This window comes from Chromatiaceae bacterium, from assembly GCA_016714645.1.
Lineage (GTDB): Bacteria > Pseudomonadota > Gammaproteobacteria > Chromatiales > Chromatiaceae > M0108.
Genome location: JADKCI010000002.1, coordinates 143833 through 157326, shown reverse-complemented (window position 1 = coordinate 157326; position 13494 = coordinate 143833). Strand labels below are relative to the sequence as shown.

14 protein-coding genes are annotated in these 13494 nt (G+C 68.5%); all 14 read right to left on the bottom strand.

Translation table 11 applies throughout. The annotated features are described in order from the left end of the window. Window positions 1-2: 2 nt before the first annotated feature. Window positions 3-1094: a hypothetical protein gene (locus tag IPN92_07655; protein MBK8638160.1), complete on the bottom strand. Its 1092-nt coding sequence runs from the start codon at window positions 1092-1094 to the stop codon at window positions 3-5. Between the two features lie 72 nt (window positions 1095-1166). Further along, window positions 1167-2387: a TIGR02221 family CRISPR-associated protein gene (locus IPN92_07650; protein MBK8638159.1), complete on the bottom strand. Its 1221-nt coding sequence runs from the start codon at window positions 2385-2387 to the stop codon at window positions 1167-1169. Then, the gene (locus IPN92_07645; protein MBK8638158.1) at window positions 2384-2521 is read right to left on the bottom strand and encodes a hypothetical protein; all 138 of its coding nucleotides are present in this window, start codon (window positions 2519-2521) and stop codon (window positions 2384-2386) included. Before IPN92_07645 ends, IPN92_07650 begins: the two co-directional genes overlap by 4 nt. Window positions 2522-2591: 70 nt before the next feature. Further along, window positions 2592-3752 carry a TIGR02584 family CRISPR-associated protein gene (locus IPN92_07640; protein ID MBK8638157.1) on the bottom strand — a complete coding sequence of 387 codons (1161 nt, stop codon included), beginning with the start codon at window positions 3750-3752 and terminating at the stop codon, window positions 2592-2594. Between the two features lie 287 nt (window positions 3753-4039). Then, window positions 4040-4387: a nucleotidyltransferase domain-containing protein gene (locus IPN92_07635; protein ID MBK8638156.1), complete on the bottom strand. Its 348-nt coding sequence runs from the start codon at window positions 4385-4387 to the stop codon at window positions 4040-4042. Beyond that, window positions 4374-4514, bottom strand: a complete 141-nt coding sequence (locus tag IPN92_07630; protein MBK8638155.1) for a hypothetical protein — start codon at window positions 4512-4514, stop codon at window positions 4374-4376. The genes IPN92_07635 and IPN92_07630 overlap by 14 nt, the downstream gene beginning before the upstream one ends. A 229-nt stretch (window positions 4515-4743) precedes the next feature. After that, window positions 4744-5718, bottom strand: a complete 975-nt coding sequence (cas6, locus tag IPN92_07625) for a CRISPR system precrRNA processing endoribonuclease RAMP protein Cas6 (protein ID MBK8638154.1) — start codon at window positions 5716-5718, stop codon at window positions 4744-4746. 38 nt (window positions 5719-5756) lie between these two features. Continuing rightward, a complete protein-coding gene (locus IPN92_07620; GenBank protein MBK8638153.1) occupies window positions 5757-6074 on the bottom strand; it encodes a DUF1874 domain-containing protein in 318 nt (105 codons plus the stop codon). Window positions 6075-6148: 74 nt separating this feature from the next. Beyond that, entirely contained in the window at window positions 6149-7252 is a 1104-nt protein-coding gene (locus IPN92_07615; protein ID MBK8638152.1) for a glycosyltransferase, read from the bottom strand. Further along, window positions 7249-8619, bottom strand: a complete 1371-nt coding sequence (locus IPN92_07610; protein ID MBK8638151.1) for an O-antigen ligase family protein — start codon at window positions 8617-8619, stop codon at window positions 7249-7251. The genes IPN92_07615 and IPN92_07610 overlap by 4 nt, the downstream gene beginning before the upstream one ends. Further along, window positions 8616-8894: a hypothetical protein gene (locus IPN92_07605; GenBank protein ID MBK8638150.1), complete on the bottom strand. Its 279-nt coding sequence runs from the start codon at window positions 8892-8894 to the stop codon at window positions 8616-8618. Before IPN92_07605 ends, IPN92_07610 begins: the two co-directional genes overlap by 4 nt. Window positions 8895-8929: 35 nt before the next feature. Further along, window positions 8930-9532: a hypothetical protein gene (locus tag IPN92_07600; protein MBK8638149.1), complete on the bottom strand. Its 603-nt coding sequence runs from the start codon at window positions 9530-9532 to the stop codon at window positions 8930-8932. A gap of 21 nt (window positions 9533-9553) precedes the next feature. Then, the gene (locus tag IPN92_07595) at window positions 9554-10624 is read right to left on the bottom strand and encodes a hypothetical protein (protein ID MBK8638148.1); all 1071 of its coding nucleotides are present in this window, start codon (window positions 10622-10624) and stop codon (window positions 9554-9556) included. Window positions 10625-10655: 31 nt separating this feature from the next. Next, the gene (locus tag IPN92_07590) at window positions 10656-12461 is read right to left on the bottom strand and encodes a hypothetical protein (protein ID MBK8638147.1); all 1806 of its coding nucleotides are present in this window, start codon (window positions 12459-12461) and stop codon (window positions 10656-10658) included. Window positions 12462-13494: the final 1033 nt, after the last annotated feature.

Genomic DNA, 13494 nt, shown 5'->3' with positions numbered 1-13494 from the left:
ACTTATACCCCAATGCGGGTCAATAGTGGTGTTGGTCCATCCAGGAACTGGTGTACCTGGGACCACACTTGCTTGATGGCTTGGCTCACTTGCTTGATGGCTTGGCTATTTTGGTTGGGAATGAAAGTGGACGGTGGCAGGCAAGGCACATGAAAAATCGCGCCGACAAACTTGCCGTTCGCTGTCTTGCGGATCTTGAAACGGAGGCTGTTGGGCAATCGAGCGTTATTGCCCCAGGCTTTCACCGAGTGGTTGGTGATGGGGTAACTCAGCCAGTGGCGCGCTTCCGTTTGGGAGGCCTCATTCCCAGTCGTAAAGATGAATTGCGTCCGCAGCCCGATCTTGATGACAGCCAATTCTCGCATCAGTGGCTTCCAGTCTTCGAACGGGCTGGTTTGCCAGATCAGGGCGCCCTGGTCGTCCTGGCCGAGCGCGTGCGGCCAATCCAGTTTCAGACAGTCACCCCAGGGGCGTAGCGGCGGGTTGCCCGCCAAGTCTGGCGTGCCTTCTTTCGGCGTGAGGGCGAAGGAGCCCCAACCATTGCGGCTGCGTCCACCCAGGGTGCCGTAGTGGTCCATGAGCCATAAGGCGCGTTCGATGAGCGGGACATTGCGTTCGAGCAGGCGGGAGAGTTCGGCATCCTGATGCGCCGTTGGTATCGCCAGGGAGATCGCGGCTGAATCGCCAGCCTGGATGGCGGCGTTGGCCTTGAGCGCAGTTCCCTTAAGAAACTTCAGCGGGCCATAGCCAAGATAGAGTTGCGAACCTACTGGATTCTTCACCTCGGGATGTGCAACGCTCTGGTCCGGCCCTTCCCAGCTTTTCAGAGAGCCTTCAGCCCACTTGTCCAAGCGGATGCGCACCAGGCTCTTGCGACTATCGCCCTCGCCATCACTGGCGACTCCAAACAACCGACCCTCTTCCCGGCCCATGGTCGCCACATCGACCCGAAACCCCTGATCGGCGGCATAGGCCATCCGCCACCACTGTCGGAGCAGCGCCTTGATGGGTGGGGTGCGCCATTGGGCGTTCTGCTCGGCGTTGCCGAGAAAGGCGGGGGTGTTGAAACGGAGGGTGTATTCATAGATATTCATAGATTGTCTCTGAAGATTTTTCGGATGATGGCGCGCCCAGGGTGATAACGCAGACCCGGCAAGCTTGCGACGTCAGTTCAACAGCCTGTCGAAGGCGCGGCGCAGCTCGTCCGGCAGGCGAGTGGGGCTGGCGATGATCTTCCGCACCTGATCCACGGAGGCGGGATTGCCGTGGGCGAGCCCGTTGCGCAGGCTCTTGAGCGTCCAGTAGGCAGTGATCCAGTCCGGTGGCAGCCGCTTGGCACGGGCACGGACTTCGGCATCGAGGGCATCCGTGGCCGGTTCCCGTCCTGACCTGTAATCCTGACTGTCATAACCCCGCGCTCCGCATTCGCGGGTAATCAGCGACTCCCAGCCGAAGATCGCGGCGCGGGCATAGTCACGCCGGTCGAGGTAGAGATAGGCAAGGCGCTGCTGGTTGACGGCGAGATCGCTCTCACGCGCCCAAGCCAGGCGTTCCTTCATCTGATTCTGGAATAGCGCCGCGCTACCGGGCAGACCGGCATCGAGCAGAGGCAGGAAGGTCATGAGCTTCCGCCGGGCGCCGGAGAGGTTGAAGGTCCGCTCATGAAAGGCGGCATCCTCCAGGCAGCGGGCCTTGTCCTCGGCGATGCCATCGGCCACGAGCAAGGGCGCGAAGACGCCGTAGTCGCCGCTCTGATCGAAACGGTCGAGGGCGTCGATCCAGCGTTGGATGGCGAGGAGGCCATCCAGTCGCAGTACCGGCGTAACGCCGTCACGGGTCATGTCCAAAGCACCGTAATAGAGGCCGGACACCTTCAGGCGGGCGAGACATTCGAGAAAAAAGGCGGAAAGCAGCCCCAGGGCGGCCAGGTGGCGGAAGCCATGGGTGAGGTCGATGTGCACCCGACCCGGCGGGACGGCCGCGGCGATGGCTTGCAGGATGCCAGCCTGTTCTTGGTCGTCCCGGCCATAGGGGATGAGACGCAGGATGAGGGGGCGGGCCATGTGCCGTTCGGCCAGGGGTTGTACGCGCTGGAGCAGGGCGGCGTCCACCGTGGCGTTGCGTACGGCTTCCATGAGTTCGAGGCGGGTTTCTTCGGCTGCCTCGTCCTTCTCGTCTTCCGCCAGGTGTTCGATGAGCACGTCCCACATACTGCCAGAGGTGCCGAGGATGACCATCAGGTCGGGGTTCAGGTCCCGCGCCAGGGCGAGGCCGAAAAAGGGGGTGACGTGGTCATGGCCGTCGGCGAAACGGTAGGTAGCGGTGCGGTAACCGGTTTTCGGATCGCCCGTGTTCTTGCCCAAAAAACTCACCAGGGTAGTTTTCATGCTAATCCCTCCAAAAGGCCCGCGGTCCCTTCCAGGGTCATCGCCGGGGTGTCCGGCGGCGAGCCGCCGAGGATTCGCGGATAGGCGCAGAAGGCGAGGCGGGCGGTGGCGTCGAGTAACGGCTGATTGTCCATGGTTAAGTATCGCGGTCCACAGAATAGGTAGGTGCTAGAGATTGCCGGGGTCGCCCCCCTGGCGCTGGATTCAAGTATCCGCTGGGGGCGCGGCCTCCGCCCCACCCCGCAAGCTTGTCGGGGCCTCGCTGGCCCCAAACCGGATGGCCCCGGCCATCAGGCGCAGCCCATAGCGGGTTCTGGGCCGCCGGCCCTCGCCCTGGATCAGGTAGGGGGCGGCCAGGGCGGGGCCTAAAGCCGCCGCCAGGGTGCTGTTGACGCGGGATTTACGCTGGTCGAAGTATTCCACGCTCATGCCGGCGGCCAGGGCCGCCTCGCACCGCTCCAGTTCGCCGGAGTATTCCGGGACGATCTGGCGGTATTCCTTCAGGAAGGCCGCGTCGAGGCCCGCGTCGCCGCGCCGGACCCCGTCCCGCCCCTGGCATTGACGGCGCGCCATCAGGCTGTAAAACGCCAGTTCCACCGGCTTCATGTCCAGCCACTCGCCCGCGGCGCGCAGGCGCCGGCCCGCCAGGTCGATCACCAGTTCCGGCGCCTGCAGGGCGCGCTGGGCGGCGGCCACCGCCTGGCCAAAGCTGGCGGCGCCGGTCAACAACCGCGGGTTGAGGCCCTCGCGCAACCGCACGAAGGGGATCTCCGCCAGGGTCACCTGGGCGTCGCGGGTGTCGGCCAGTTTGTTGTCGCGCAGGGTGATGACGCTGGGGTAAGGCGTCGGGTAGTAAAAGGCGGGGCAGCCCTCGAAGGGGGCGCTGACCAGGACGTGGGACAGGACATCCTGGGGGCGGCCAAAGAGGCTGAGGGCATAGCCGAGGTAGTAGCCCATGGTCTTGCGCCCCCCGGCGATGGAGACGTGCAGGGCGGCGTCGGGATCGGCGGTGAAGTGGCGGACCAGCTCGGTGATGGTGTCGGCGGCGCGCTGGTTGTCCGCCGGGGTGCGGATGTCGTCCAGCGGCGCGCCGTCGGCGTCGCGCAGTACCTGAATATGGCGGGCGTCAAAGTCGATGGCCGGCAGCTCATAATCCCGGCACAGGTGATGGAACCAGCCGGGGTCGGCGCTCAACAGGCCCAGCCGGGCCGCCTCGGCGCCCTCGGCGGTGGTCAGCAGGTGGATTTCGGTAGGGATGAAAGGCGGCTGGCGCTGCACCGCCAGGGCATAGAGGGTTTCGGTCACCACCTGGGGGGTGAGCCCGGTCACGGCCAAGAGTATCCGACGCGCAAAGCGAGTGGCCATGAGGGCGGTGCCTTTTTTTCGATGATATTACCCCCCGGCGGCGGGGGTGGAAAGTACCGCGACTTCCCAGTCTCCCTGGCGGTTGATTTGCCCATCAGCGCCTGCGGTACGGAGGACAGCATGCCCGATTCGGCGGATGGATGCCGGGGCCACAAGCTTGTGGTTAGGGGGGCGTGAGGCGATAGGCGCCTAGACCAAAGGTGGTGCCCAGGCCAAAGGTCGTGCCCTTGCCGGCATGGATCCATCCTTGGCCGGAATTATGATCAAGACCGCGAGGAGTCGCTCGATCAGAGTGCGATACCCTCCCGGCGAATGGCTTCGACGAGGCCGCGTGATGGGTCCGGCGTCCTATTCCAGCGATCTTGGGTTAACACCCACGGTTGGATAAGCACCCCGGTGTCGAGCAGGATGTCGTACCCCAGGTCGATGAGTGACCATTGCTCGCCAATGGGATCATCCGCGACGTCGAGGACCACGGCGAGATCCGCATCACTATCGGAACGGTGGTCGGCACGCGCCCGCGACCCAAAGAGATACAGACCCCGCAAGTGCGGGCCGTAACGGGCGCTGAGGATCGGCTTGAATCGCTCCAGCGCCACCCGCGTCTGCGGATCGAGTTGCTCAGTTGTTTTCATACAGCTCCATCTGCGTTTCATGCTTGCTGCTTTCCAGGTGCTCAGGGACGCTCGCCACCCGGGCCAGGTAATCCTCGTAGGGCAGGGCCGCATCCAGATGGTAGACCTGGGGGATGAGCCCGGCCACGGCGGGCAGGATCCGACGGGGATTAGGAGTGATCCGTCATGGTCGTCCCTTTATATTATCTGAGCGATGGTACTCGTCGTGTGGCAAGGTGGCAAAGAACCGTGGCGTCCGGTGCTCCCTGGCGACTATCGGCTGCTCCTGCGTGATCCTGGCAAATCAGCGCCTGCGGTACGGAGGCCAGCATGCCATGCCCCCCTAGCGCCGGCGCGCCGGGACCGCAAGCTTGTGGTTAGGGGGGCGTGAGGCGATAGGCGCCTAGACCAAAGGTGGTGCCCTTGCCGGCATGGACCCATTGGCCCAGCCACAGCAGGGGCCAGAGGTCGGCGAGGCCGGCGCCCGCCAGGTCGAGGTGGCCGAGCAGACCGCCCAGTTCCATCAGGGTGTGCTGGCGGGAGGAATAACGGGTCCATTCGTGCCAGTGCAAGGCGCCGCGGTCGGGGTTGAGGGTGTCCGCCGCCTGGAGCAGGGCCGTCGGGTCCAGGCAGCGGGTGTCGCCGCCCTGGTGCTGGGCGAGGAGGCGCAGGCGGCCGATGAGATTGAACACCAGTTCCCGCAGGGTGAACTGGGCCGGGCCCACCAGCTTGCCCTGGCGCTTGAGCCGCAGCGGCGTCAGCAGGCGCAGGCGCGCCTGGGGCGGGGCCGGCGGGGGCCGGGGGCTGGCCGGGACCAGGGGGAGATAGTGCCCCGTGGCCGGGGCATAGACCCGGCGCCAGTCGTCCGTGCCGGGGTCGGTCTCCTGGTCCAGGTGCTCCAGGGCGAAATGCCCCTGGGCGTGGCCCAGCCCGCGCTGGCCGGCGAGTTGCAGGGCGTGGAGCAGGTAGGGCACCTGGTGGGTGGCCTCCCCCAGCAGGGTGATGCCCAGGTGGAGGGGATCACCGGGGGCGTAGTCCCGGGGCGCTTGGGGGTCGAGGTTCAGCACAAAGGGCCGCGGGGGGGCGGCGAAACGGCGGCCCTCCGCACCGGCGGGGGCCGGGGGCTCGAAGACGCGCGGATAGACACAGTGCGTCAGGAGCAGGCAGCCGGCGCAATCGGCGGCGCGGGTGACGCAGGCGGCCTGGCGCAGGCCATGGCCCAGCAGGCCCCGCCAGGCGGAACCGGCATAGGGCGGCTGGCGGATGGGGTCCAGGGCGCGCAGCGTGGCGCGCAGACGCATCAGGGGCGGTAGGGCCGGCGGGGTGGTGAGGCTAACAGCGTCCAGGGACATGGGAGGTTCTCAAAGGGGGTTAAGCCAGGGGCAACGTCTTATGCCAACCGTTCCAGCCAACCCAGTTCGTAGGGCGTCGCCGCCAGTTCCTGGGCAGCGAGGACCTTACCCTCCGGCAGGCGGTCTCGGAGACGCAGCACCAGGGCGGTATCGCCGGGGGCCATGGCGACGGCGACGCGGTTGACCGGCACGGGGCAGCCCAGCAGGGTGGACAGAAAATCCGCCGCGGCCTCATGGCCAATGGCCGAGATGAAACCCGCTGTCAAGCGCTGGCGGGCCGTCGCCAGGCCGAGGGGTCCGGTGAAACGAAAATCGCCGTAGGCGGTGAGGATGGGGGTGTTGAGCAGGTAAATCATGGGGTCAATATGCACCCGTTAGCACCCGGCTGCCGCCCCCACAAGCTTGTGGCGGCCCGGCTACGCATCGGCGCCTATTTGACGAGCCCGGTAAAAAAGTCCAGATAGGCCCGCGAGGCCGCCTCGCGGCCAAAGGGCCGGGTCACCCGCCTCATGACCTCGGGATCGGGCCGGCGGTCGAGCGCCGCCTGGAGCGCCCGGGCGAGGGCCTGATCATCCCCGACCGGCACCAGCCCCCCCAAGTCGCCGCCCTGGAGCAGGTCATGGATCCCCTCGGTGCAGGCCGTCGCGACCACCGGCGTCCCCAGGGCCATGGCCTCCACCAGCACATTGCCCAGTCCCTCCCGCACCGAGGAGAGGGCGAGCACCCGGCAGCGGGCCATGAAGGGGAAGGGGTTGGCGACGAAACCCGGGAGCGCGACCTGCTCCGCGATGCCCAGGCGCGCCGCCAGGTGCCCGAGGCGCCCCCGTTCCTTGCCCTCGCCGAGGATGAGCAGCCGGACCTCCCGCCCTATAGCCAGTCTGGCGAAGGCGCGCAGCAGGGTCGGGAAGTCCTTGACCTTGCGTAACCCCCCGACCGCCAGCACCACCGGGGGCTGGCCGGGTGCCAGCCAGGGATGCCCGCAAGGTGCCGCCGCCAAGGTCGCGAGGTCTGGCGGAATGATGGGGTTAGGCAGGACCGCGATCGGCACGCCGCGAATGCGGAAATAGTCGCGCAGATCCCGGGCCACGGTGGCGGTCAGGGCGGTGAGGCCATCGAATTGCCCATAGGCCCGGCGGATCTGCCGTGTCTCCCGCAGGGTCTTGAGGAAGTTCCAGCGATGGGCCGCGAAGCGTCCGGACAGGGGAGTGCCCACGGCGGCGACCAGGCGGGTCTCCAGCCCCAGGAGGCGTTTGACCCCCAGGGCCGCGAAATCGTCGGAGAGTTTGCCGGTCAGGAGGAACGGCGGTTGCTGCTGGGGCAGATAGATCCGCAGCAGCGGGGTGGGATCGCCCACCACGGGGATGATGCGCACGCCCTGGCCCAACTCCTGGAGGTAGGGATGATCCGGGTTGCCCACCAGGAAATGGACCTCGACGCCCAGGGCGGCCAGGCCCGCGGCCAGGCTGGTGAAATTGCGCTCGACCCCGCCGTCCTCGAAATCGCTCACCAGCAGGGCGATCTTGGCGATCCTCATGGTTCCGTACCGGCCGGCTGGCCCGGTTGGGCGGGCGGCGCAAACCGAAAGCTATGGAGGATGCCGAAGAAGAGGACGAAGAACAGGCCGAAGTCCACGCGGATCAGGCGAAAGTCATAGAGGCAAAAGAACAGGGTCATGATGCCCCCCAGGAGCAGAAAGCGAAACAGGGGTGGATCCGGGACGCGCCGCCACATCACCCCATAGTTCTGCACCATGAGGGCGAGGAAGAGGCCGGCAAAGACCAGGCCAGGCAACCCGAAGCGCACCCAAATTTCGATGGGGACGCTGTGCAGATGGGCCCACTCCGGGGCATGGGCGCGATCATAGGCTGACCACTCCAGCACCCCGGCGGGGACCAGATCCAGGGGACCGCGGGTGCCGGGCCCCCAGCCCAGCAGGGGGCGCTCCCGGATCAGGGCGACACCGATCCGGTAGAGATTGAGCCGGGTGCCAGAGGAGGAGCCATAGTCGTAATGACCTTGGGCGTCAGGCTGGGTCAGGGCCGCCACATCGCCGGCGATCCGGTCGCCGCTGGTCCAGAGGACGGCACCGGCCAGGGCCAGCAGCAGCACGGCGCCGAGGAGGGACAGGCCCAGTCCCCGCCGCGTCCCGCCGCGCTGGGTCGGGTCGGTCCTGACGCGTACCAGCAGGGAGACCAGGATGACGAGGGCCAGGGCCAGCACCGCCCCCCGCGTCTGCAAGACCAGGAGGATGGCGAGGAGGAGGGCCACGCCCGTGGTCCAGAGGACCCAGCCCAGGAGTGGCCGGGGCCGGCCCCCGAGGCACAGCCCCGTGATCTCGCGCCGGAAGCTGAAGAAACCCAGCAGGGCGATGGAGACGAGAAAGCCGAGTCCGAGGGCGGTAAAGCCGAAGTCGCCCCGGGCGTCGAAGCCGACCTGCCCCCGCAGCAGGGCGAGGATGGCCGCCACGTCGTCCCCATCCGCCCGCTGCAGCACCCCGACCAGCAGCCCCAGGAGGGCCGCCACCAGCACCCAGCGAATCCGGACGGGATCACCGCGCAACCACCAGGCCGGGACGACGAAGAGGAGGGGCCGAATCCAGCCCGGAATGGCGGACCACTGCTGAGCGGCGAGGTCGGGAAACAGCAGCGCCGCCCGCCCGGCCAGAAGGGTCATCAGCAGGACCCCGGCGAGCAGCAGCCCGAGGGCCGGGTCCCGCCGCCAGCTTACCCCGGCGCGGCGCCCCTCCAGGAGCCACAGCAGGCCGAGCAGGGCCAGGGCCAGATTGGCGATCGCCGTCATACTCCAGGCCGAGAAGGCGAAGAGGACCAGGAGCGGCAGGGCCAGGCGGTCGCGGCGGCCGGGGCCCGGTGGCAAGAATTTCAAGGCATTGATGGCCATCATGCGGTTAGCGGTCGGGGGATGAGGCGCTGGGCGTCCATGACGAGCAGACCCTGGTGCCAATCCAGGTGGTGCAGGGCGCGCCAGCCGCCTGTCGCCGCGCCGGTCGTCTGCCAGACCCGCCTTTCACGATAATGCCCGGGGGTGAGGGCCTGCACCTGCTGCAGGACCAGGCCATAGCCGTAGCGTGGCACCGAATTCTGGGCCGGGCGCAGGAGGCGGCCCTGCTCATCGACAAAGACCCGACCGCCGGGCCGACCGCCCCCATAGTCCCGCACCAGGGGGTTGCGGGCATGGGGGAGCCAGCGCTCGCTCAGGGTGAGTCCGCATGGAAGGCCAGTAGCGAGTTATTGAGCCGCGCCCTGCCCTGCCGCGCGCTACAGAAGAGCCACCAGCGCCCCTCGTACTCGAAGAGGGTCGCATCCGCCGCCGGGAACCCGGCAATCAAGGTCCGGACGTAAGTCCAGCGGTCGGGGAAGGACTGGCAGCGATACAGGTCCACCCGGCGGGAGGCCGCCGACTCGGGGACCATATAGAGCTCATCCTCGAAGCTGAACAAAAAGGGGTAGGACAGATGCCGGTCCTCGTCCAGGACGGGCACGGCCGGTCCCCGGGGCGTCAGGTCTGGGCCCAATTCGAGGACGCTGATCCGGCCGCGCTGGGTGTGGAAGGGATATTCCTCCAGAAAGATAAAGCGCCGCCCGCCCAGCGACCAGGCGAAGGGGTCCGCCCAAAAGGTATCCGCCGGGGGCCAGAGGGGGGTCAGCCCCGCGGGGTCCGGATGACTCCAGGCCTCCCGTGCACGCAAGCCGGCAAGGAGGAACCACTGGGGCCAGTGGGTACGCTCATTCTGGTCATCGCGGCGTTTCTGGAGGGCGCGGACCAGACGGGAGTGAATGCCTAGCAAGGGTTGCATGGGGTTAGATTCTCGCCGACCTCAACCACCATCGCCATCACCCTGGGTGACGTAGATCCGCTCGGCGGCCGCCGGCAGACCTCGGACCATCAGGGGGTGGGGTTGGCCGGCCTTATTCAGAGGCGGGGTAAAACCCATGGAGCCGAGGATGGCGGCGACGCCGTTCCCGCCGGCGAAGGTCTCGACCTTCTCCGCCCGCCAGTCGCGCAGCCAGCGCAGGGCGCCGCTCAGGAGGGCGCGGATCGCCTCGGTATCCTCGGGGGCGGTCAGCAGGTCCACGAACTTGGCCCGGCGCCGGCCCCGGGTTTGATAGGTGAGCAGTACCAGGTAGCCACGCAGCTCTTCCCCAGCCCCGGTCGTGAGGACCCGGTAGTCGCCTTCCGGGTGCTGTCGATACCGCCAGTCCAGGGTCCGGGCATCGCGCTGGCATAGGGCGGGGTATTGGCCCCGGACCTGCTCCCACAGGCGGTCGAAACGGGAGTCGAACCCCCCCGTCAAGACCTCGATCGGCAGCCGGGACCGGGGGCCGAGGGGCAGGCCCAGATCCGCCACCGCGCCGATCAGCTCCCCCAGCGGCCGGCCCAGGCCGCGTGCCAGGGTATGGCGTAGCGAGACCCGGCGCCGTAGGGAACAGGTGCCCGGCAGGGCGGTGAAACCGATGCGGTGCAGAATGACCATCATGGGATCGGCGATGTGCTTGGCGAGCTGAATGGGCCCTGCGGCGGGGTGGCCAAAGAGGGCGGCGGCGATGCCCTGGGTGAAGTCGGGTCCCCTGCCGGCCTGGCGCCGCTGGTCGCGGAGAGCCTGGCGCATCAGACCCCAGTGGGTGAGCACCTCCACGCACCAGTGGGCAGTGACAGGCTCCCCGCCAAGATGCAGCCCGGCGGGAATGGTGGCCAGATTGCCAATGATCTGGCCGCGCCAATCGGCGACGACCCCCCGATACCCGGGGGTTGGCAGACGGGGGTCCTGGTGCCACTGCCAGTCCCAGAGGCGTTCCGCCCGCGCCGCGGGCTCGGGACCGAAGACCTCCGCCATGCGGGCAATGATCTGGGGCCGATCCGCGTCCGTCCCGGGTCTGATCTTGATCATGGGCGACTCTGCCTGCTGTCCGGACGCGGCGCTAGCGATTCATACCGCGAACGGGGCTGGCCGAGTTATTGAGAAGCGGGGTCAGGTCCTTGCCGTTGACCACAACCTCGCCCCGACTGTTGGCTTCCAGGGCGAAGCTGAGTAGCTGGCCGCCCTCAGCGGCGGGACGCTCGATGCCCACCAGCCGCAGGAAGGCCACCAGGGCGGCCAGGTTCTCGCGCTCGGCGGGGTCCGCGGCCGCGTCCATGAGTCGGGCCAGGGCATCGAGATTGCGCAGTTCGATATTCGCGGTCAGGGTCCCCTCGGGCAAGGCCTGGGGCGTGGCCGGGACCTGGGTCAGTGCCTGGCCTCGCAGCCGCATCCCGCCGGCGGGCAGATCGAGGGTGATGTCGTTGATGTCGAGCCGAACCGGCTGGGTGCCCATCAGCGTGAGGGCGGCCAGAGGATCGGGCGTCTTCCCCAGGGAGACGGCCAGCAGCTCGGCCAGAGGCAGGCCGCTCAGGGCCAGATCGAGATTGACCGTCCGGGGCGCCCAGGGTGGCAGCACCAGCTCCAGACCCGAGACACCCTCTTGTGAATAGGCCAAGGCCAGGACGGGCACCGGGGAGTCCAGCCCCTTCAGGGCCAGATGGAGCCTGAGGCCCTCGATGGCCAGGGGGGCCTCCGCGGGCAGGGTGGCCCGGAGGCCGTTGGTCGCGAGGGTGACTTCGATGCCACCCAGGATGCGGGGCAGCCACTCCGGCAGGGCCGCGGGGCCGGCGGCTGGATGCTGGAGGGCGAATAGGACCGCCTCGACCAGGTTGGCGAGCGCCAATCGCTCCATGCCGACCTCGAAACGCGCCTCCCCCAACGCGACCTGGCTAGCCTCCGCCATCAGGTCCAGCCCCTTGAGGTGGAATTGCAGCCGCAGATCCCGCGCCAGGGGCTGGTCCAGGGGCGGCGCGACGGAACCCACCAGGCCGAACTCGCCCAGACGCAGGTACTCGCCCGCGCCATCGAGAGGCATGGCCAGATCGGTCAGGAGCCATTCGCCCCGCGCCTGGCCACTAGCCCGCAGATAGGCCTCCACCAGGGCGCCGACCTCCTCCAGCAAGGGGACGGGTTCCTGAAGCTGCAGGGCCTCCAGCCGCCCCGAGAGGGCCTCCAGCATAGTGAGATCCATGTCGGCATAGTCGGCATCCAGCCGCCATCCGCCCAGATGGCCCCTTTCCTGGCCTTGCCCATCGCGCCCCGCCAGGTCAGCGAGCCTGAGTCGCAAACTCCCACCCCAACGGCCCGCGGCATCGGGTGTCAGCTTGACCGCCAGGGTAAATTCGCCAAGACCCAGGCTGGCCAGGGGGCTGGCCTCCTCGCCCGCAGGGGGCGTCGCGGCGTCGATCCCCAGGGCCTGGTCCTGGTAAAGGCCCGCCAGCCGTGCCGGCGGGTCCAGGCGCAACTCGACCCCCGCCAACCGCAGGTCGATCGCCGTCGTCAGGCCGGAGTCCGGGTCCAGTTCCAGGGCAAAGTCGCGCCGCGCCAGGGTCAGCCGGGCGACATCCCCTCCGTCATCCCCGGGAATCCAGAGGGTGGCCGGCCCTGCCAGGGTGAAGCGCCAGGGCCCCTTGGCGGTCTCCGGAGGGCGGGCTAGCAACGCCAGGGTGCCAAGTTCGAGTTGCTGCCCCTCGGCCTCCGCCGAGGTGTCCTTCAGACGGGCAAAGGGGAGCCAGAGCCGCAGGGTGCCATCGGTCGCCTCCCGGACCTCGAACTCGCCGCCGGCGGCGAGGCCGGATTCAGGCCCCAGCCCCTGCTGGACAAGGGCCAGGATCCTGGCCGCCCGGTCGGACAGGGGGGGTGACATCCAGGGGTACCTTGGGCATCGAGTGTGGCCAGCCAGAGGCCTGGGGCGCCTGCCCCCTGGCCAGAGACACTCAGGCCCGCGGCCAGCACCCCGCCCGGGCGTGACAGGAGGGCGGTGAAGCGATCAGCACCCTCCCCACCATAGTGGCGCACCCAGAGGGTCTCGCCGGCGGGGTCGAGGCGCGCCAGCCAGGCATCGCCGCCCAGTGTCTCCCCCCCCAGCCAATAGCCGCCATCCTCGGCCGGGGCCAGGCCAAGCAGGGAGCGGACGGGTGCCACCCCATCGCCGGCCAGTCGCGGCTGCTGTTCGGAGAGGATTTCCCCCCGACCATCGACCCGGCGCAGCCAGACTTCACCACCCTCGGCCGGGTGCCCCGCAAGCAGGACGGCGCCATCCGCCAGACGCAGCAGGGCCACGACGGCGCCGCTGCCCGCCGGGCCATAGGTGCGCTGCCAGTCGATCCCTCCCGTCGCATCGACCCGCGCCAGCCAGGCGGCCTGGGCCGGCTCCAGGCTGGCGCCAGCCACCAACCAGCCATCGCCATCCTGGATCAGGGCCCGGACGGACCAGGCTCCCGTGGCTTCCAACCGCCATCCGGAGGAACCATCCGCCGGAACGGAGGTGAGGAGGCCGACCTCGGTCCCCTCCGCGCGCCGGGTCTGCCCTACGGCAAGCCCCAGGCCGGTGGTACCCGTGGCCAGTCCCAGCAAGTGGTCGGTGGCGGCCTCATCCGCGGTCGTGGTCCGTGACCAGAGGGTCTCGCCCGCCGCGTCCAGGGCCATCAGGAAACCCGGCCGGGCCGGGCCTAAATCGCCAGCCAACAAGAGGCCGCCATTCGACAGGGCATCCAGCCCCTGTACCTGGAGGTCGAAGGGACCGGCCAGGACTTGCGTCCAGACTGGCGCGCCCTGGGGGTCAAAACGCGCGACCCAGGCCTCGTGACCCGCGGGCCCGGGTACCGTGCCGGCCAGGACATAACCGCCATCGGCCATGGCCGCCAGCCGAGGTTGTCCCGCGCCCGACCCAGGGAGGG